Source organism: Streptomyces sp. ISL-94 (assembly GCF_018614075.1).
GTDB lineage: Bacteria > Actinomycetota > Actinomycetes > Streptomycetales > Streptomycetaceae > Streptomyces.
This window is the reverse complement of the sequence record NZ_JAGGOZ010000085.1, coordinates 1-19,321: the sequence shown is the minus strand read 5'-3', so window position 1 is coordinate 19,321 and position 19,321 is coordinate 1. Positions and strand designations below refer to the sequence as shown.

15 protein-coding genes are annotated in these 19,321 nt (G+C 74.8%); 6 read left to right on the top strand and 9 right to left on the bottom strand.

The annotated features are described in order from the left end of the window. Positions 1-85: 85 nt before the first annotated feature. Positions 86-937 (top strand): aminoglycoside phosphotransferase family protein, encoded by an 852-nt coding sequence (locus J7E94_RS25160; protein ID WP_215019068.1) that lies wholly within the window; start codon positions 86-88, stop codon positions 935-937. A 69-nt stretch (positions 938-1,006) separates the two neighbouring features. Here the strand turns inward: J7E94_RS25160 and J7E94_RS25155 are convergent, their stop codons facing one another. The 3 genes from J7E94_RS25155 to J7E94_RS25145 form a co-directional block, all read right to left on the bottom strand. Further along, positions 1,007-1,753 carry a substrate-binding domain-containing protein gene (locus J7E94_RS25155; protein WP_308345446.1) on the bottom strand — a complete coding sequence of 249 codons (747 nt, stop codon included), beginning with the start codon at positions 1,751-1,753 and terminating at the stop codon, positions 1,007-1,009. Between the two features lie 170 nt (positions 1,754-1,923). Continuing rightward, complete coding sequence (locus tag J7E94_RS25150) at positions 1,924-2,649, bottom strand: 3'-5' exonuclease (RefSeq protein ID WP_215019067.1); 726 nt, start codon at positions 2,647-2,649, stop codon at positions 1,924-1,926. 180 nt (positions 2,650-2,829) lie between these two features. Beyond that, the gene (locus J7E94_RS25145; protein WP_215019066.1) at positions 2,830-4,092 is read right to left on the bottom strand and encodes an SAV2148 family HEPN domain-containing protein; all 1,263 of its coding nucleotides are present in this window, start codon (positions 4,090-4,092) and stop codon (positions 2,830-2,832) included. A 283-nt stretch (positions 4,093-4,375) separates the two neighbouring features. Between J7E94_RS25145 and glgX the strand changes: the two genes are divergently transcribed. Next, entirely contained in the window at positions 4,376-6,490 is a 2,115-nt protein-coding gene (gene glgX / locus J7E94_RS25140) for a glycogen debranching protein GlgX (RefSeq protein ID WP_215019065.1), read from the top strand. On the opposite strand, the gene J7E94_RS25135 is transcribed toward glgX, so the two are convergent. Further along, entirely contained in the window at positions 6,475-7,848 is a 1,374-nt protein-coding gene (locus J7E94_RS25135) for an MFS transporter (protein ID WP_308345445.1), read from the bottom strand. The genes glgX and J7E94_RS25135 overlap by 16 nt on opposite strands. Before the next feature lie 82 nt (positions 7,849-7,930). Between J7E94_RS25135 and treY the strand changes: the two genes are divergently transcribed. Then, on the top strand, positions 7,931-10,234 hold the full coding sequence (gene treY, locus J7E94_RS25130; protein WP_215019064.1) for a malto-oligosyltrehalose synthase: 2,304 nt from the start codon (positions 7,931-7,933) through the stop codon (positions 10,232-10,234). Here the strand turns inward: treY and J7E94_RS25125 are convergent. Further along, positions 10,190-11,089 carry a LysR family transcriptional regulator gene (locus tag J7E94_RS25125; RefSeq protein WP_215019063.1) on the bottom strand — a complete coding sequence of 300 codons (900 nt, stop codon included), beginning with the start codon at positions 11,087-11,089 and terminating at the stop codon, positions 10,190-10,192. The genes treY and J7E94_RS25125 overlap by 45 nt on opposite strands. 83 nt (positions 11,090-11,172) lie before the next feature. Here J7E94_RS25125 and lpdA point away from each other — a divergent pair, with 83 nt between their 5' ends. Together lpdA and J7E94_RS25115 are read left to right on the top strand one after the other, a co-directional pair. Then, positions 11,173-12,621: a dihydrolipoyl dehydrogenase gene (lpdA, locus tag J7E94_RS25120; RefSeq protein WP_215019062.1), complete on the top strand. Its 1,449-nt coding sequence runs from the start codon at positions 11,173-11,175 to the stop codon at positions 12,619-12,621. 280 nt (positions 12,622-12,901) lie between these two features. Further along, the gene (locus J7E94_RS25115; protein ID WP_215019098.1) at positions 12,902-14,215 is read left to right on the top strand and encodes a M14 family zinc carboxypeptidase; all 1,314 of its coding nucleotides are present in this window, start codon (positions 12,902-12,904) and stop codon (positions 14,213-14,215) included. Here J7E94_RS25115 and J7E94_RS25110 read toward each other — a convergent pair. Both J7E94_RS25110 and J7E94_RS25105 read right to left on the bottom strand, forming a co-directional pair. Further along, on the bottom strand, positions 14,194-14,682 hold the full coding sequence (locus J7E94_RS25110) for a GNAT family N-acetyltransferase (protein ID WP_251057198.1): 489 nt from the start codon (positions 14,680-14,682) through the stop codon (positions 14,194-14,196). The genes J7E94_RS25115 and J7E94_RS25110 overlap by 22 nt on opposite strands. 59 nt (positions 14,683-14,741) lie before the next feature. Further along, positions 14,742-15,305: a DUF1707 and FHA domain-containing protein gene (locus J7E94_RS25105; protein ID WP_215019061.1), complete on the bottom strand. Its 564-nt coding sequence runs from the start codon at positions 15,303-15,305 to the stop codon at positions 14,742-14,744. A gap of 110 nt (positions 15,306-15,415) precedes the next feature. Between J7E94_RS25105 and treZ the strand changes: the two genes are divergently transcribed. Then, a complete protein-coding gene (treZ, locus tag J7E94_RS25100; RefSeq protein WP_215019060.1) occupies positions 15,416-17,164 on the top strand; it encodes a malto-oligosyltrehalose trehalohydrolase in 1,749 nt (582 codons plus the stop codon). A gap of 6 nt (positions 17,165-17,170) precedes the next feature. On the opposite strand, the gene J7E94_RS25095 is transcribed toward treZ, so the two are convergent. Together J7E94_RS25095 and J7E94_RS25090 are read right to left on the bottom strand one after the other, a co-directional pair. Further along, positions 17,171-18,319 carry an aminopeptidase P family protein gene (locus J7E94_RS25095; protein WP_215019059.1) on the bottom strand — a complete coding sequence of 383 codons (1,149 nt, stop codon included), beginning with the start codon at positions 18,317-18,319 and terminating at the stop codon, positions 17,171-17,173. Continuing rightward, on the bottom strand, positions 18,300-19,172 hold the full coding sequence (locus J7E94_RS25090) for a LysR family transcriptional regulator (protein ID WP_215019058.1): 873 nt from the start codon (positions 19,170-19,172) through the stop codon (positions 18,300-18,302). The genes J7E94_RS25095 and J7E94_RS25090 overlap by 20 nt, the downstream gene beginning before the upstream one ends. Between the last annotated feature and the right edge of the window lie 149 nt (positions 19,173-19,321).

Below are 19,321 nucleotides of genomic sequence, written 5' to 3'. Positions count from 1 at the left end.
CGCAGGGCCTGATGGCGCGTCAAGACGGGCCGCACCCGGATGGGAGACTTGGCGCATTCACGACGATCCGGATCCGGAGAACGACATGGACGAGGCGCGGGCCAGGGACGTACTGGCGGCCGCCGGGCTGGGGAGCGGCGCTGCGCTGCTGGCCCTGGGCGAGAACGCGGTCTTCGCCGTCGGCGGGCTGGTGGTGAAGGTCGGCCGGGAGGCGGCGCTGCTGGAGCGGGCCGAGCGGGAGCTCGCGGTGGCGGGCTGGTTCGCCGGGTCCGGGGTCCCGGCGGTCCGCGCGGCCGAGCCGAAGCCGCGGCTGGTGGACGGGCACCCGGTGACCCTGTGGCACCGGCTCCCGGACGCGGTCCGGGCCGCCGGGCCCGAGGACCTGGCTGTGCTGCTCCGCGCCGTCCACGCCCTGCCGGCGCCGCCGTTCGCCCTGCCGGCGCGGGACCTGCTGGGCGGGGTCGAGCGCTGGCTGCGGCTCGCCGGGGATGCCGTCGACCCGGCGGACGCGGCGTACCTGCGGGCCCGGCGCGACGCCTACGCGGACGAGGTGGCGGCCCTGACCCCGCACTTGGCCCCGGGCACGGTGCACGGGGACGCCCTGCCGCGCAACGTCCACGTGGGCCCGGACGGGCCGGTCCTGGTCGACCTGGAGACCGTATCGGCGGACCTGCGCGAGCACGACCTGGTGGTGATGGCCCTCTCCCGCGACCGGTACGGCCTGCCGGCCGAGGCATACGAGGCGTTCACGGCCGCCTACGGCTGGGACGTCCGGGAGTGGGAGGGCTGCGCGGTCCTGCGCGGCGCCCGCGAGACGGCCAGCTGCGCCTGGGTCGCCCAGCATGCCCCGACCGACCCGAAGGCGCTCGCCGAGTTCCGCCGCCGGGTGGCCTCCCTGCGCGAGGGCGCGTCCGAGGTCCGCTGGCACCCGTTCTGAGGCACCCGTTCTGAGGCATCCGGCAGCGAGGCGTGCCGCGGTCCGGCGTGCCGGACAGCCGTGCCGCGGTCAGGCAGCCGTCCCCGCGGCGGTCTCACCGACCGCCAGCGCGAAGGCCTCCGCCTGCGCGGAGGGCCGAAGGCGATGCCGGATGAGGCCCAGCTCGGAGTCGGCCAGGCCCTGCACCGGGACGAAGGTGACAGAGTCGCGGCGCCCGTGGTAGTCGGCCGTGGACTTGCACAGCAGCATGGCGCCGCGGTTGGCCGCCGTCAGACTCAGCCCTTCCTGGAGCGTGTTGACGCTGGGCCCGGCCGGTACGGGGAGGCCGCCCGGGGTCAGGCCGGGGGCCTGGGCCCGCCGCCAGTACTCGGGGGCACCGCCGTCGATGCCGATGAGCCGGCAGTCGGCGAGCTCCTCGGCGGACAGCGAGTCGCGGGCGGCGAAGGGGTGCCGGACGGACACGGCGAGAGTCTGCGGCTGCCGGGAGAAGACCGGGCCGAGGACGAGGTCGTCCTCGGCCACCGGCAGCAGGACCACCGCGCAGTCCACCTCCTGGCGGCGCAGCGGCCCGAAGGGGTCGGAGAGCGGAATCTCGACGATGTCGATCCCGACGTCGGGATGCCGGTCCCCGAACCGTGCGATCGCCCGGCTGAGGTAGTCGTCGACGGTGCCCTGGAAGCCGATGCGCAGTTCCCCGCCCATGCCCCGCGCGGCGGCCCGGGCCTCGTCGACCGTGGCGCGCAGGGCGTCGCCCTGGGCAAGGCCCCCTCGTCCGACCGCCTCTGAGACCGGTCCCGGCGCCCACCCCCGGGCCACGCCACCCCTGATCCCGGGGTCGGCGGAGCCGGGCGCCGGGCCCCACGACCGGCCGGCCGCCACGGGACGGTACGGGCCGGCGCGGGCGGTACGGGCGGGCCTGCCCGTACCGCCCGCGGTGATCAGCTCCGCCCTGGGACCTGAGGGCCGTCCCGGCCAGGGGTGTCGCGCTAACCGCCCGCCGGGACCAGCCCCCGCAGCGGCCAAGCCGTGTCGATCACCGCGTCCGGGGTGCCCTGGCGGCGCAGGTAGGCCTGGAAGTCCCGGGCCCAGCGGGCGTGCCAGGTGCCCTGCCGGGCATGCAGGTCGCCGGGGGTGAGCGCGGCCACCTCCGGATGCCGCTCGGCTATCGCCCGGGCCACTTGGACCGCGGCCAGCGCGTCGGCCCCGGCGTCGTGCGCGGCGTCGAGGGTGACCCCGTACACCCCGCAGACCGCCTCCAGGGTCCGCTTGCCGCGCCGGTAGCGGTCCACGGCCCGGTCGATGGTCAGCGGGTCGACCACGGGCCCGGTCTCCACCCCGCGCAGCCGGTCGGCCAGCGACGGCAGCCCGTGCCGCGCCAGCTCCGCCGTGAGCAGGGTGAGGTCGAAGGCCGCGTTGTACGCGACGACCACCGCGCCCCGCCGCCAGTGCGCGACCAGTGCCTGCGCGAGCTCGTCCGCGACCTCCCGCACGGGCCGCCCCTCGGCGACCGCGCGCTCGGTGCTGATGCCGTGGATGGCCGAGGCCTGTTCGGGGATCGGTATCCCCGGGTCCGCGAGCCAGCCGCGCCGCTCGCGCACCTCGCCGCCCCGCACCTCGACCAACGCCGCCGTCACGATCCGCGACTCCCCCGGCTCCGTGCCGGTCGTCTCCAGGTCGAACCCGATCAGCACACCGCCGTGCCAGTCCCCCATGCCGCGCCCCTCCCCCGTACACCTTCGGTCAACGGCTTTCAGCCTGCCACGGGGCACTGACAGGCCGGCCGACGCCCCCTGTCACGGCGGCCACAGCGGACAAGACGGACACGTCTGACAGGGCTGACACGGCGGTCACGGCCGTCACGGCCGTCACGGCGGTCACGGCCGTCACGGCGGTCACGACACCGGGCGGGAGTCCTCCCACACCGATTCGAACTCCTCCCGGTACGTCGTGAACAGCCCGTGGTCGGCGTCCTTCGGGACGCCGCGGCCCCCGCCGCGCAGCACCAGGACCGGGGATTCCATGCCGCGCGCCCGGCGCAGGTAGGACTGGACCACCGCGATGCCCGAGGACTGCCCCTCCACCAGGTAGGCGGTGAAGCGGGGGGTCTCGTCGAAGACGTGGATCTCGAAGCGCGAGGGGTCCCGCAGCCCCGCCCTGACCCGGCGGACGTGGAGGATGTTCATCTCCACCGAGCGGCTCAGCTCGCCCTTGCGCAGCCCGAGCTCCCGCTCGCGCCGCTTGACCGCGCTGCTCGCCGGGTTCAGGAACAGCAGCCGCACCCGGCAGCCGGCTTCCGTGAGCCGGACGAGTCTTCGGCCCGAGAAGTTCTGGACCAGCAGGTTGAGCCCTATGCCGATGGCGTCGAGCCGTCGCGCGCCCCCGAAGAGGTCCTCCGCCGGCAGCTGCCGCTGGAGCCGCACCCGGTCCGGGTGGACGGAGATGACGTCCGCGTACCGGTCGCCCACCAGGTCCTCGACGGCGTCGATCGGCAGCCGGTCCGCCGACGGGCTGCCCGCCCCGCCGCCCAGGACCTCCAAGAGCCGGGCCGAGGCCCGCTCCGCCTGCTCCAGCACCGCCCGCGACAGGGCCCGGTTGCGGGAGACCACGTTGCGGGTGACCTCCAGTTCGTCCAGCGCGAGCTCGATCTCGCGCCGGTCGTCGAAGTACGGCTCGAAGCACGGCCAGTGCTGGACCATCAGCTCGCGCAGCTGCGGCAGCGTCAGGAAGCTCAGCACGTTGTCGTCGGCCGGGTCGAGCAGGTAGCCCTTGCGCCGGCTGACCTCGCGCACGGCCACGGCCCGCTGCACCCACTCCTGTCCGGCGGGCCCGGCGGCCGCGACCACCCAGTCGTCCCCGCCGTGCACCGGCTCGTAGATCGGCCGCAGCACCGCGCCGACCACCGACCGCAGCCGCTGCTCGATCAGATTCAGCCAGATGTAAGCACGCCCGGCGCGCTGCGCCCGCGTACGGACCTCGCTCCAGGCCTCCGCACCCCAGTCCAGCTCCGCCCCGGCCCGCGCGCTCCCCGTCGCCGCCGGCGGGGCCAGCGACACCGCCCCGGCCGGAACCCCGCCGGGGGTTCCGCCGGCGGCGTCCGCCGGGCCACCCTCGTGACCGCTGTCACCAGGGGGCAGCTCCAGACCTCCCGAGCTCACCCGTGCACCGCCTTCTGCGTCTGGACGCCCGTCTCCAGTGATCACGGAAGGGTACTCCGCGCGCGCGTCCCGGTGCAGCCCGATGGCCCGTAGACCGGCTGTCCGTTGACCCATTATCCGATGCCCGGACAGTCCGCTGACCCGCAAATCAGCTCTGCGGGTCACCCGGCAGCACCAACCCAAGTCCGCGCGTGGGGACCCTCTTTCGGGGAAGATCTGGCAGTGACGTGGTCCAGCCGGATCAACCGCATCAGTCGGAGCAGGATGGGAAGAGTCGTTATCTATGCAGGTCTGGCCGGGACAGGCTTATCCGCTCGGCGCCACTTACGACGGCGCCGGGACCAATTTCGCGGTCTACTCCGAGGCCGCCCGACGCATCGAGCTGTGCCTGCTCCACGACGACGGTTCGGAGACCGCCGTGGAGCTGCGCGAGACGGACGCCTTCGTCCGGCACGCGTACCTGCCGGGCATCATGCCGGGCCAGCGCTACGGGTTCCGCGTGCACGGCCCGTACGAGCCCGAGCGCGGCCGGCGCTGCAACGCGGCGAAGCTGCTGCTGGACCCGTACGCCCGGGCCATCAGCGGCCAGGTGAACTGGAACGAGGCGGTGTACGGCTACCACTTCGGGCGGCCGGACTCGCGCAACGACCTGGACTCCGCCCCGCACACCATGAGTTCGGTCGTGGTGAACCCGTACTTCGACTGGGCCAACGACCGGCCGCCGCGCCACGAGTACCACCACACCGTGCTGTACGAGGCCCACGTCAAGGGTCTGACGATGAACCATCCGGACCTCCCGGAGGAGCTGCGCGGCACCTACGGGGCGCTCGCGCACCCGGCGGTCATCGGACACCTGACCAAGCTCGGGGTGACGGCGCTGGAGCTGATGCCGGTGCACCAGTTCGTCAACGACCACCGGCTGGCCAACGACGGGCTGAGCAACTACTGGGGCTACAACACCATCGGCTTCTTCGCCCCGCACAACGGCTACGCCTCGGGTGACCGCGGCCAGCAGGTGCTGGAGTTCAAGTCGGCGGTACGGGCCCTGCACGAGGCCGGGATCGAGGTGATCCTGGACGTGGTCTACAACCACACCGCGGAGGGGAACCACCTGGGCCCGACGCTGTCCTTCCGCGGGCTGGACAATGCCTCGTACTACCGGCTGGCGGAGGACCCGCGGCACTACATGGACACCACCGGCACCGGGAACTCGCTGCTGATGCGCTCCCCGCACGTGCTCCAGCTGATCATGGACTCGCTGCGGTACTGGGTCACCGAGATGCACGTGGACGGCTTCCGCTTCGACTTGGCGGCGACGCTCGCCCGGCAGTTCCACGAGGTGGACCGGCTGTCCTCGTTCTTCGACCTGGTCCAGCAGGATCCGGTGGTCAGCCAGGTGAAGCTGATCGCGGAGCCCTGGGACCTGGGCGAGGGCGGCTACCAGGTGGGCAACTTCCCGCCCCTGTGGACCGAGTGGAACGGCAAATACCGCGACACCGTACGGGACTTGTGGCGCGGGCAGCCGCGCACGCTGGCGGAGTTCGCGGGGCGGCTGACCGGCTCCTCGGACCTCTACCAGGACGACGGGCGGCGGCCGCTGGCCTCCATCAACTTCACCACCTGCCACGACGGTTTCACGCTGCACGACCTGGTCTCGTACAACGAGAAGCACAACGAGGCGAACCGCGAGGGCAATCGGGACGGCGAAACCCACAACCGGTCCTGGAACTGCGGGGTGGAGGGGCCGACCGAGGACCCGGAGGTCCTGGAGCTGCGCGAGCGCCAGATGCGCAACTTCACGGCCACCCTCATGCTGTCGCAGGGCGTGCCGATGCTCAGCCACGGGGACGAGTTCGGCCGCACCCAGGGCGGCAACAACAACGCCTACTGCCAGGACAACGAGTTGTCGTGGGTGCGGTGGCCGGAGCCGGGCAAACCGGCGCCCGCGCTGCTGGAGTTCACCCGTCGGATGGTGTGGCTGCGCCGGGACCACCCGGTGTTCCGGCGGCGCCGGTTCTTCCACGGGCGGCCGGTGGAGGGGACGCACGACGAGCTCTCGGACATCGCCTGGTTCACCCCGCACGGCGAGGAGATGCGGGCGCGCGACTGGCAGGCTCAGCACGCGCGGGCGCTGACGGTGTTCCTCAACGGGGAGGCGATCTCCGAGCCGGGCAGCCGCGGGGAGCGGATCACCGACGACTCGTTCCTGCTGATGTTCAACGCGGGCGCCGAGCCGCAGGACTTCACCATTCCGGCGGGGCACGGGGCGCAGTGGCGCCTGGTCGTGGACACGGCTCGGCCGGACGTACTGCCACCCGGCACCGGGCCGCAGTACGCGGCCGGGGACCGGGTGGCGCTGACAGGACGGTGCCTGGTCGTGCTTCAGCGCCCGGCGTAGGCGGCTCCGGTACCGGTTTCGGTTTCGGTTTCGGTACCGGTTTCGGTACCGGCACCGCCGCCGGTGCGACCGCCGGCGGCCGTGCTGTCGCCGGTCGCCGGGGAAGCGCTCTGCCCCGCCTGAACGAAGGCCTTGGCGTCGGGCCGGGCGGCCGGGACCCGGGTGACGAGGGCCAGGGTCAGACAGAGCGCGGCCGCCCCGACGGCCACGGCGAAGGCCCCGGCAGGCCCGTACCACTCGGCGAGCCGCCCGGAGACGGCGAGGGCGACGGCCTGCCCGGCGACCAGCGAGCTGGCGGCGAAGGCCATCGCCTCGGCGAGCCGGGCCGGCTCGACGACGCGCTCGGTGAGCGCGAAGGCGGTGATGAGGTGCGGAGCGTAGGCCGCGCCGAGCACGGTGACGACCGCGTACAGCGGCCACAGGCTGTCGGTGAACAGCAGCGGCACCGAGAGGGCCAGCGCGGCGGCGGTGGCCACCCGCCAGCGCAGCCGCAGCCCGAAGCGGGCGGGCAGCGCGCCGAGCGCGAGGCCCACGGCGGCGCTGACCACGCCCATGGCGGCGTAGACGGTCCCGGCCTGGCCGGGCACGCCCAACTGGGCCGTCAGCGCGGCGATTCCGGCCTGGCAGCCTCCGAACATGGCGCCCTGGAGGGCGAGCGAGCCGCGGACGGCGTGCACCACACGGGGTTGCCGGCTGCGGCCGTTCCTGCCGGCCGAGCCCTTGCCGCGTGCCTGCGCGGGGGCCCCGGCCGTGACGGCGGCGGTCGGGTGCAGCGCGTAGGCGGTGCCGAAGACGGCGACGAGTCCGGCGGCCCCGCCGAGGGCGACGGCCGGGTGGGCGACGAGGGTGGCGAGCCCGACGAGGGCGGGCCCGAAGACGAACGAGACCTCGTCGAGGGTGCCTTCGAGCGAGTGGATGGCGCCCACCACGCTCTCGTCGGCCTTGGCTCGGTGGGCGAGGGCGACGGAGCGGGTCCGGGCGAGCGGCCCGATCAGCGGTACGGAGGCGCCGGTGACGGCGCCGATCGCGGCGAGCGGGGCGGTGGCGAGGCCGCCCAGGGCTCCGGCGACGAGGGCCGCGGTGGCGACGGCGTTGACGGCCGCGGCGGTGAGGACGACGGGCCGCTGCCCGTGGCGGTCGGCGAAGCGGCCCAGGACGGGTCCGAAGACCACCTGGCCGGCCGAGAGGGTGCCGCCGACGATGCCGGCGGTGGCGAGGGAGCCACTGGTCTCGGCGACCAGGAGCACACTCCCGAATTGGGACATCGCGACGGGCAGTCGGGCGAAGAAGGAGACGAGCGGAAGTAGGGGCCCGGTCAGGGCGATGACTCTTCGATAGGTGTTGACGGTTCCAGCCACTTGATCGACATTAACCCGCCGCAGTCACCCGGATGCATTGGGTCATGGCACGGAATCCGGCAGGCTGGGTACGTACGTTCTCATGAGCCAGCCGCAGTCAAGCATTCAACCGGAATCTGATGTTCCGAAACCTGTCACTCCGGCGTCGACCTACCGCCTGCAACTACGCCCCGAGTTCCCCTTCGCGGCGGCCGAGGCAGCCGTACCCTACCTCGCCTCGCTCGGCGTGTCGCACCTGCACCTGTCCCCGGTACTGGAGGCGGCGCCCGGCTCGCCGCATGGATACGACGTCACCGATCACACTGTTGTGCGAGCGGAGCTCGGCGGCGAGCCGGGGCTGCGGGCACTGGGCGCGGCCGCCCGGGCGCACGGACTGGGCCTGGTGCTGGACATCGTGCCGAACCACATGGCCGTGCCGACGCCGCTGCGGCTGAACCGGCCCCTGTGGGAAGTCCTGCGGGAGGGCCCCAGCTCGCCCTTCGCACGCTGGTTCGACATCGACTGGGAGGCGGACGGCGGGCAGGTCCTGCTGCCGGTGCTCGCCGGGCCGCCGGAATCCTGCGCGCTCGAGGCGGACGGGGAGGTGCTGCGCTACGGGGAGCAGGAGTTCCCGCTGCGGGAGGGCACGGCGGGGCTGGAGCTGCCCGCGCTGCTGGCCGCCCAGTGGTACCGGCCAGCTTGGTGGCGTGAGGCCCGGACCGCGCTCAACTACCGCCGTTTCTTCACCATTTCGGATCTGATCGGGGTCCGGGTGGAGGACCCGGAGGTGTTCACGGCCACCCACGCGAAGGTGCTGGAGCTGGTCCGGGACGGGGTCGTCGAGGGCCTGCGGATCGACCACGTGGACGGTCTGGCGGATCCCGGGGAGTACCTGCGGCGGCTGCGGGCCGCGGTGGGACCGCACTGCTGGGTGGTGGTGGAGAAGATCCTGGGCCGCCAGGAGCGGCTGCCCGCGTGGCCGGTGGCGGGGACCACCGGCTACGACGCGCTGCACCGGGTGGACGGGGTGTTCACCGACCCGGAGGGCGCCGCCGAACTGTCCCGGCGGTACGTGCGGTTCACCGGGATCCCGGAATGGGAGCGGACGGCGGCGGCGTGCGCGCGGGAGGTGCTGACCGGCGACCTGGCCTCCGAGCTGGGCGCGCTGGAACGCCAAGCCGGCCCGGAGCTCGCCGACGCGGTACGGGAGTTGCTGATCGCCTACCCCGTCTACCGGCCGTATCCCGACGAGCCGGAGCCGGCGCCGCAGGCCCTGGAGCGGGCCGCCTCGCCGGCCGGTCCGGCCGCGGTGGCCGGCGTACGGGAACTGCTGCTGCGGGATCCGGCCTTCGCGGCCCGCTTCGCCCAGACCTCGGCCGCGCTGCGCGCCAAGTCCCTGGAGGACCGGGCCTTCTACCGGTACGGGCCGCTGCTGTCGGCCACCGAGGTCGGCGGTGACCCCGGGCATCCGGCGGTGCCGGCCGCCGAGTTCCACGCGTACTGCGCCGAGCTGGCCCGGGAGTGGCCCCGGTCCGGAACGGTGCTGTCCACGCACGACACCAAGCGCAGCGCGGACGTCCGGGCCCGGATCTCGGTGCTGTCCCAGGCACCGGAGCTGATGGACGGCCTCGCCGGCCAGGACCCCCAGCTGGCGTGGACGGCCCGGCAGACCGCGCTCGGCCTCGGCGAGGTCCCGCAGGCCGTGCCCCGGCTGGCGGAGGCGCTGCTCAAGGCGGTCCGCGAAGCCGCCCTGCACACCAGCTGGACGGACCCGGACGAGGCGTACGAGGCGACCGTCCCCGGATACGCCCCGCGCGCCCTGGACCTGCCGCCGCAGCTCGCGGAGGCGGCCCGCGCGAACCTGCTCGGCATGGCGCTGCTGCACCTGGCGATGCCGGGGGTCCCGGAGGTCTACCAGGGCGCCGAGACGGAGTACCGGGCCCTGGTCGACCCCGACAACCGGCGTCCGGCCCGCTTCCCGGTGGAGGCACTGGCCGGGCTGGACGCGGGGGGCGTCCCGCACGGGCCCGGGCAGGAGAAGCTGGCGCTCACGGCCGCCGTACTGCGGCTGCGCCGGAGCCGGCCCGAGCTGTTCGACGGCTACACCCCGCTGGCCGCGCGGGGCCCGGCGGCGGAGCACTGCCTGGCCTTCGCCCGCTCGCCCGGGCTGCTGGTGGTGGTGACCCGGCTCTCGCACCGGCTGGCCGGTGCGGGCGGCTGGCGCGGCACCGCCCTGCCCCTGCCGCCGGGGCGGTGGTCCCCGCTGCCGGGGGCGCCGGGGAGTTCGCACCGGACCGTGTACGGAACCTCGTACGGGACCTCGTACGGGACCTCGTACGAGGGCGAGGCGGACCTGGCGGCCCTACTGGCCTTCGCGCCCGTGGCGGTCCTGCTCCGCGGCGACTAACCCGGCGAAGGCCGCCGCCGCACCGGTCAGCGGGACCCGGGAGAAGACCGCGAGGGGCCGGTGCCACGGGGGGTCGAGGGAGAGCAGCACACAGTCCTCGCCGACGGCGCCCCGGACCATGTGGGCCGGGGCCACGACGATGCCCACCCCGGCGGCCGCCATCCGTACGGCCGTCGAGGTGTGTTCGGTACGCAGGACCGTGCGCGGAGTGAAACCCACCGCTCCGCAGGCCCAGTCCAGGACGGGCTGCCCCTCGACCAGCGGTTCCATCGCGCAGCGGATCCAGTCGCGTTCGGCGAGCTCGGCGAGGCGGACGGAGCCCCGCCCGGCCAGGGGGTCGTCGAACGGGACCACGAGCACCAGCTCCTCGCGGCCCACCCGGAGCACCGGGCCCGTCCACTCCTTGGGCTCCGGGCCCACCGCGAGGTCGGCGACCCCGCGCTCCAGCTGCTCCTCCAGGGCCTCGTTGGAGCCGTACTCGCGCACCACCAGCGAGACGCCCGGGTGCAGGGCCCGCCAACGGGCGGCGATGCCGGGGAGCATGCCGACGGCCACGGCGTGGACGGTGGCGATGTGCAGCTCGCCGCCCACCACGCCGGCGGCGGCGCGGGCGGCCCGCTCCGCCTGGCGGGCGCTGCGGACGGCCAGCTGTGCGTGCGGAAGGAAGGCGCGGCCCATGGAGGTGAGCCGGACCCCGCGCGGCATGCGCTCCAGCAGTGCGCCGCCCACGGACCGCTCCAGCGCCTTGACCTGGTGGGAAAGGGCGGGCTGGGTGACGTGGAGGGCGTCGGCGGCCCGGGTGAAGGAGGACTCCTCCACGACGGCGAGGAAGTACTCCATCTGACGCAGGCTCATGAGCGGGAAGCATAGAGATCGTGCATGGAGTCCAGAAGATCATTGCCTTGGACTACGGGCAACGGCCGGGACAGGCTGGGCACATGGACAACGAAGACAGCACGGTGGACGCAGCGGACGCAGCGGACGTATCGGATGCAGTGGATGTAATAGTGATCGGCGGGGGCACGGGCGGCTACAGCACGGCCCTGCGCGCCTCGGCCCTGGGCCTGACCGTCCTGCTGGCCGAGCGGGACAAGGTCGGGGGGACCTGCCTGCACCGCGGCTGCATCCCGAGCAAGGCGATGCTGCACGCGGCCGAACTCGTCGACGGCATAGCCGAGGCGCGCGAGCGGTGGGGGGTGCGGGCGAGCGTGGAGTCGGTGGACTGGTCGGCGCTCACCGCGACCCGGGACGACATCGTCTCCCGCAACCACAAGGGCGTGGAGGGGCACCTGCAGCACGCCGGCGTGCGCGTGGTGCGCAGCGGCGCGCGGCTGACCGGGCCGCGGTCCATCCGGACCGAGGACGGGCGGGAGTTCACCGCGACCCGGGGGATCGTGCTGGCCACCGGCTCCCGGCCGCGGACGCTGCCCGGGCTGGAGCCGGACGGGAGCACGGTGGTGACCAGCGACGACGCGCTGTTCGCCCCGGGACTGCCGGCGTCGGTGCTGGTGCTGGGCGGCGGGGCGATCGGGGTGGAGTACGCCTCCTTCCACCGCTCGATGGGGGCCGAGGTGACGCTGGTCGAGGCCGCGGACCGGCTGGTTCCGCTGGAGGACGCGGACGTGTCCCGGCATCTGGCGCGGGGCCTGAAGAAGCGCGGGATCGACGTGCAGACGGGGGCCCGGCTGGAGGGGGCCGTCGTGGAGGGCGGGGTCGTACGGGCCACGGTGCGTACCGCACGCGGTGAGCTGCGCGAGCTCAAGGCGGAGCGGCTGCTCGTGGCGGTGGGCCGGGTCCCGGTCACCGACGGGCTGGACCTGGCGTCGGCCGGGCTGGCCACCGACGAGCGGGGGTTCGTGGCGCCGGCCGACTGGTCCCGGCTGGAGACCGCCGTCCCGGGGATCCACGTGGTGGGCGACCTGCTGCCGCCGCCGTCGCTGGGGCTGGCCCACGCCTCCTTCGCGGAGGGGCTGCTGGTGGCGGAGACCCTGGCGGGGGTGCCGACGGTGCCGGTGGACTACGCGGCGGTGCCGCGGGTGACGTACTCGGCGCCGCAGACGGCGGCCGTCGGCCTGACGGAGGCGCAGGCGCGGGAGGCGGCGTACGACGTGGTGGTGAACACGATGCCGCTGACGGCGGTGGCCAAGGGGATGGTGCACGGGCAGGGCGGAACGGTGAAGGTGGTCGCGGAGCGGGGTGGGCGGGTGCTCGGCGTGCACCTGGTGGGGCCGCACGTCTCCGAGATGATCGCGGAGAGCCAGCTGATCGTGGGCTGGGACGCGGAGCCGGGCGATGTCGCCCGCCACATCCACGCCCACCCGACGCTGTCGGAGGCCGTCGGCGAAGCCTTCCTCTCCCTGGCAGGCCGCTCCCTCCACCAGCAGTAGCCCCCTCCGGCGGCCCCGAGCGCGGCCGCGCCTCATCCGCCGGACCGCGGGCGAGGACGGCTCGGGGCGGCCGCCAGGACCCACGCCCCAGGGGGTTGGAACTGATCCAACCCCGCCGCCGCACCACCCAGCCCCGCCGGCGATTGAGGCGCGGGGCCCGGGGCGGAGCCCCGGTCTTTGAGCCGCACAGGCCCGCCCAGCCGCAGCACCACCCAGGGGCCTGGGAAGTGTCGGGGCTGCGCAGCGGTAGGGGGTGGGCGCGGCGGGCATGGCATCCCTTGTGACCCTCCTTCGTGACATGCGCTACCCCACACCGCTCGAACTCGCGCTGGCCGCCCGCGCTCTGGCGGACGAACACCCCGCCGAGGCCCGGCTCCGACAGGCCGGGACCTCCCGGGCCGGGCAACCCCTCTGGCTGCTTTCCGTCGCCCCGGCCGCCGGCGGCGGCGCCGCGTCCGCCCGCCCGCGACGGAACGTGCTCGTCGTCGCCGGAGCGCACGCCAACGAACCCGTCGGCGGAGCGACCGCCCTCTCCCTCGCCCGCCGCGTGCTCCACGACCCGGCCCCGCGCGCCGCCTGCGGCTGGCACTTCCTCCTCTGCGCCGATCCGGACGGCGCGGACCTGCACCGCACGCCCCGCCCGTACTCCCTGCTCGACTACCACCGGAACTTCTACCGCCCGCCCGGCCCCGAACAGCCCGAGTGGGCGCCGTCTTTACTGCCCCCGGACCGGCTGCCGCCGGAGACCCTGGCCCTGACCGCGCTCATCGACGAGCTGCGGCCCGTCCTCCAGGTCTCCCTGCACGCCACCGACCTCGGCGGCTCCTGGGTGCAGCTCACCCGGGACATACCCGGCCTCGCCGAGCCCTTCGGCAAATCGGCCGCCGAGCTGCGCATCCCGGTGGAGAACGGCGCCTCGGACGCCGCCGGCTGGCCCTCCCCCGGGCCCGGGATCTTCGTGATCCCGCAGCCGGGGAGCGAGGCCGCCGGGGTCTTCCACCCGGAGGACACCCGGCTCAGCACCTGGTACCACGCCCACCGGTACGCCGGCACCACCGCGATCGTCGAAGTCCCCATGTGGGCCTCCGACCTGGTGGACGACCCGGCCCCGCACCCCGACCCGCGCGGCGCCCTCCGCATGCTGGCCGGGCGGCTCGCCGCGGACACCGCGCTCGTCGCCGGGATGCGGGAGGCGTTGCGGCCCCGCCCGCTGCCGTACGGGGATCCGGCCGCGGCGCCCCTGCTGCGCGCGGTGGACTGGACGCTCGCGCTCATCCCCCGGATCACCGCCGAGTGGGCCGGCAGCGGGGCTCCGGCCGAGGCCACGGCGGCGCACATCGCCAGCATCGACGCCTTCGGGCGGCGCCTGTCGCTGCGCGCCGCCGCGATGCTGCTGCGCGTACTGCGCGGACAGGGGCATCCGGCGGCGCCCGCGCTGGACCGGCTGGTCACGGGGTGGTGCGAGGAGTTCGCGGCGCGCTTCCAGGCCCGCTGGGTCCCGGTGGCCACCCAGGTGGAACACCAGGCCCGCACGGTCCTGGCGACGTATGAACGCCTCCTGGCCCAGCACCGTCAGTTCACGGACAGCCCGTAGCGCCGCTTCGGCAGGCCGGTGGCCCCGAGCCGGTCGTAGAAGCGGACCGCGCCCTCGTTCCAGTCGGGTGTCTGCCACTGGACCTGGACGAGGCCGAGTTCCCGGGCGAGGCCCGTCACCCCGGCCATCAGGGCGGCGCCGAGCCCGTGGCCGCGGGCGCCCCCGGCCAGGTAGAGGCAGTCCATGTGGAGGTAGTGCCGGGCGTCCCAGAAGGCGAACTCGGCCGAGCAGGCGGCATATCCGACGACCGTGCCGTCCGGGGCCCCGGCGAGCAGCACCCACATCCGGGCGTCCTCGGCGAACAGCTGCGGCCCGAGCCGCTCGGCGAGGCCGGGCGGTCGCGGGGCCGACTTCTCGTACGCGATGTGCTCGTGCATGAGCTCGACCAGCCGGGGCAGGTCCCCGACGCGGGCGCGGCGCACGACAGGCATGCCGTCCGCGGGTTCCTGATGTTCCGTGCGTTCCATGGACGCCATCCTGCGCCGTGGATCCCGACGGCGAACCGGCGGGTCCCGGGACGGAACCCCTAGTGCGCCGACAGCCGGAACATCATCTTCCCGAAGCCGACCTGGTCCCCGTCCCGGACCACCGCGGAGCCCGTCACCCGGCGCCCGTTCACGGTGGTCCCGTTGGTGGATCCCAGGTCCTTGAGCACCCACACCCCGTCGCGCAGGCTCAGCTCCGCATGCGCCCGGGAGACGGTCTCGTGGCTGAGCCGCAGCCCGCTGCCCGGATCGCGGCCGATCCGCAGGGCCGCCGCGCTCGGATGCGGCAGCAGCAGCTTGGGCAGCCGCTCGGCGGCCCAGGCCCGCCGGATACCCACCGAGACGGCGGAGGCCCGGCCCACCCAGCCGAACAGCCGACGGGTCCACGGGCTTTCGGCGGCCTCCCGTGCCTGGAGGTCGGCGGTGAGGACGGCGAGGTCCTCGGAGCAGCGTGCGACCAGGGCGAGTTCCATCCGGCGCAGGAACGTGTCGTGGGACAGCTTGCCGAGGGCGGCGCCCTCCCTGAGCTGGCCCAGCGCCCGGTCGCGCTCGGCGTCGGAGAGCCGCGGCGCGGGGAAGGCGGGAAACTCGAAACTCGACGTCACAGGGTGATTGTCGGCCCGTCGGGGCCGGAGTGTCCAGAACTCCCCCGCCGCGCCCGGAATGATGGGCAGGATACGCATGCTGGACACCGCCGGAGACGAGGGGACCGTCCGTGCAGTTCGAGGTGTGGGCACCGTTGGCAGGTCGTGTCGCCATGCGACTCGACGACGCGACGTACGACATGGCACGCGATCCGGACCGGGACGGCTGGTGGACCGCGACGGCGCCGGCCGCCGACGGGAGCCGCTACGGGTTCCTGCTGGACGGCGATCCCAGCGTGCGCCCGGACCCGCGCGGGCGGCGGCTGCCGGACGGGCCCGGCGGACCGTCGGCGGTGGTCGGCTTCGAGGCGCTGCCCGGGCCGGGGGCCGCGGCGCCCCGCACCCCGCTCCAGGACGCGGTCCTGTACGAGCTGCACATCGGCACCTTCACCCCCGAGGGCACCTTCGACGCCTCCGCCAGCCGCCTCGGGCACCTGGCCGCCCTCGGGGTCACGCACGTGGAGCTGATGCCGGTCTGCCCCTTCCCCGGCCGGCACGGCTGGGGGTACGACGGGGTCGCGCCGTGGGCGGTGCACGAGCCGTACGGCGGACCGGCCGGCCTCGCCCGGTTCGTGGAGGCCGCGCACGCCGCCGGGCTGGGCGTGGTGCTGGACGTGGTCCACAACCACCTCGGCCCCTCCGGCAACCACCTCCCCGCCTTCGGCCCGTACTTCACCGACACCCACCACACCCCCTGGGGCTCGGCGGTGAACCTGGACGCGCCCGGCTCCGACGAGGTGCGCGCGTACTTCCTCGGCAGCGCGCTCGGCTGGCTGCGCGACTACGGGATCGACGGGCTGCGGCTCGACGCCGTGCACGCGCTCGCCGACGAGCGGGCGCTGACATACCTGGAGGAACTGTCCGCCGCCGTGGACGTGTTGGCGGCCGAGACCGGCCGGCCGCTGTTCCTGATCGCCGAGTCCGACCGCTGTGATCCGCGCACCACCACCGCGCGCGAGGAGGGGGGCCTGGGCCTGCACGCCCAGTGGAACGACGACTTCCACCACGCCCTGCACTGCGCGCTGACCGGTGAATCGCAGGCGTACTACGGCGACTTCGCCGAGGCCCCGCTCGCCGCCCTCGCCAAGACCATGACCCGGGCCTTCTTCCACGACGGGACCTGGTCCTCCTTCCGGGGCCGCACCCACGGCCGCCCCGTCGACCGCCGCCGGACCCCGGCCCACCGCTTCCTCGGCTACACCCAGACCCACGACCAGATCGGCAACCGGGCGCTGGGCGACCGGCTCTCCGCCTCCCTCTCCCCCGGGCTGCTGGCCTGCGCCGCCGCGCTCGCGCTGACCGGGCCCTTCGTGCCGATGCTGTTCATGGGCGAGGAATGGGGCGCGACCACGCCGTGGCAGTACTTCACGGACCATCCCGACCCGGAGCTCGCCGAGGCGGTACGGACCGGCCGGCGCCGGGAGTTCGCGGCGCACGGCTGGAAGGCCGAAGAGATCCCCGATCCGCAGGACCCGGCCACCCGGGACCGCTCCTGCCTGGACTGGGCGGAGCCCGCACAGCCCGGGCCCGCCCGGCTGCTGACCTGGTACCGCACCCTCGTCGCGCTCCGCCGCACGCACCCGGACCTGCGCGACCCGGACCTGGCCGCGGTCCGGGTCGCCTACGACGAGGAGCGCCGCTGGATCACCTTCCGGCGCGGCGACGTACGGGTGGCGGTGAACCTCTCGCCCGACCCGGCGACGATCGCGCTGGGGCGCAACGGCGTACGGGTGCTGGCCGCCTGGGAGCCGCTCCACCCTCCCGGTCCGGACGGGCGGATCCTCGTACCGGGCGAGTCGGCGGTGGTCCTGGGCCATTGAGCGCCCCTACTCGACGATGGCCAGCTCGCGCGGGGCGTTGTTCAGGCGCAGCCCGCCGTCCTCGGTGACGGTCACGATGTCCTCGATGCGGACGCCGAAGCGGCCGGGCAGGTAGACGCCCGGCTCCACGGAGAAGCACATGCCGGGGACGAGCGGCTGCTCCTCGCCCTCGACCATGTACGGCGGCTCGTGCGTGGTGACGCCGATGCCGTGGCCGGTGCGGTGGATGAAGCGCTCCCCGTAGCCGAATTCGGTGATCACCGCGCGCGCCGCCCGGTCCACCTCCTGGCAGGAGACGCCGGGGCGGACCGCTGCCACACCGGCCTGCTGGGCCTCGCGGACGATGTCGTGGACCCGCTGCTCCTCGGCGGTCGGCTCGCCGACGTGCACGGTGCGGGAGATGTCGGAGCCGTAGCCGTAGCGCAGGCCGCCGAAGTCGAGGACCACCATGTCGCCGTGGCGGATGACGCGGTCGCCTGCCTCGTGGTGCGGGTTGGCCCCGTTGGGGCCGGAGCCGACGACGGTGAAGTCGACCTGCGAGTGGCCGTGGGCCCGCAGCAGCGCGGCCAGGTCGGCGGCGACGTCCGTCTCCCGGCGGTCGGCGAAGGGGAGGTGGAGGATCTGGGCGTAGGCGGCGTCGGCGGCGGCGCCCGCGGCGGCGAGGCGCTCCAGCTCCCGTTCGTCCTTCACCGCGCGCAGCATGGGCAGGGAGTCGGTGAGGGGCACGTAGGACGTGGTGGGCAACTCCCGCTGGAGGCCGAGGAGATGGAGGGCCCAGGTGTTGTCGCTCACCCCGAAGCGCCCGGCGGCGTCCAGCAGCGGGGCGGTCAGGGCGTACGGGTTCTTCCCGTCGGTCCAGTCGCGCAGGGTCAGCGCCGGGGCGCCCGGGGCCTTGGCGGCGTCGGGGGCCTCCAGGGCGGGCACCACGAGCACCGGGTCCTGCCCGGCGGCGAGCACCAGCAGCGTGAGCCGCTCGGTCTCGGCGGTGGGCCGGTAGCCGGTGAGGTGCGCGAGGTCGGGGCCGGGTGCGATCAGCAGCCCGGCCAGGCCCGCGTCGGCGGCGGTCTGCGCGGCCGCGGCCATCCGGGCGGCGTAGTCGGCGGCCGTGAAAGGGGCGGGGGCGGTGTGTGCCGGCTCAGGAGCTACGGAAGTCATACGGGGATCCTGCCGCGAGGCGTGCGGCGAGCGCAGCGGCCGCGCCGGTCGGAGTTCCGGCCGAGAGCAGTTCCGTACGGTGCACCAGGCGGGGTGCGGACAGCGGTACGGCGACTCCCGCACCGGCCGCCTCGGCGACGCGGCGCGGCAGCAGCACGAGGCCGTGTCCGGCGGCGGCGAGGGCGCAGAGGGCCAGCAGGTCGGTGCCCTCGTAGCGGGCGGCGGTACGGGTCGCGGTGCGGGCGGCGGTGAGCGGCAGGCCCACGCCCGGCGCGTCCAGCCAGCGCGCGTCGGCGAGATCGTCCATCCGGACGGCGGCCCGACCGGCGAAGGGATGCCCGGCGGGCAGCAGCACGGCCAGCTCCTCCTCCCCCACCCCGGTCACGGTGAGCGGGGCCACGTCGGGCAGCCGCAGCGGATCGCTGGGCGCGGCAGGGCCGTCGACGAGACCGAGGTCACAGTCCCCGGTGGCGACGGCGGCGGGCACCTCGGCCGGGGGCAGCACCCGCAGGGTGACCCCGGTGGCGGGCAGGGCGGCGAGCAGCCGGGGGCCGACGGCGAGGGGGGACGCGGCGAGGGTGACCCGCCCGGGCGGGCCTGCGGCCAGCCGCAGCACGTCGGCCCGCGCGGCGTCGAGGCGCAGCAGCAGCGGCCCGGCGTGCTCCAGCAGCCGCACCCCGGCCGGCGTCGGCGCCACGGGGCGCCGCGTGAGCAGCTCGGACCGCAGGTCGCCTTCGAGGGCGGCGATGTGCTGGGAGACGGCGGACTGGGTGTAGCCGAGCTCCCGGGCGGCAGCGGAAAAGGAGCCGAGCCGGGCCACGGCGACGAAGGTACGGAGCAGATGCGGATCCATACGGCCCAGCATCCCGCGCCGCCCCTGCGGTCAGCCCGGCCACCCACCCCCTCGGGGCCGCCCGCACCCCGCCGCTCCGGGGCTCCGCCCCCGGACCCCGCGCCTCGATCGCGTGCGCGGCTCACCACACGGCGCTCCGCGCCCGCGCC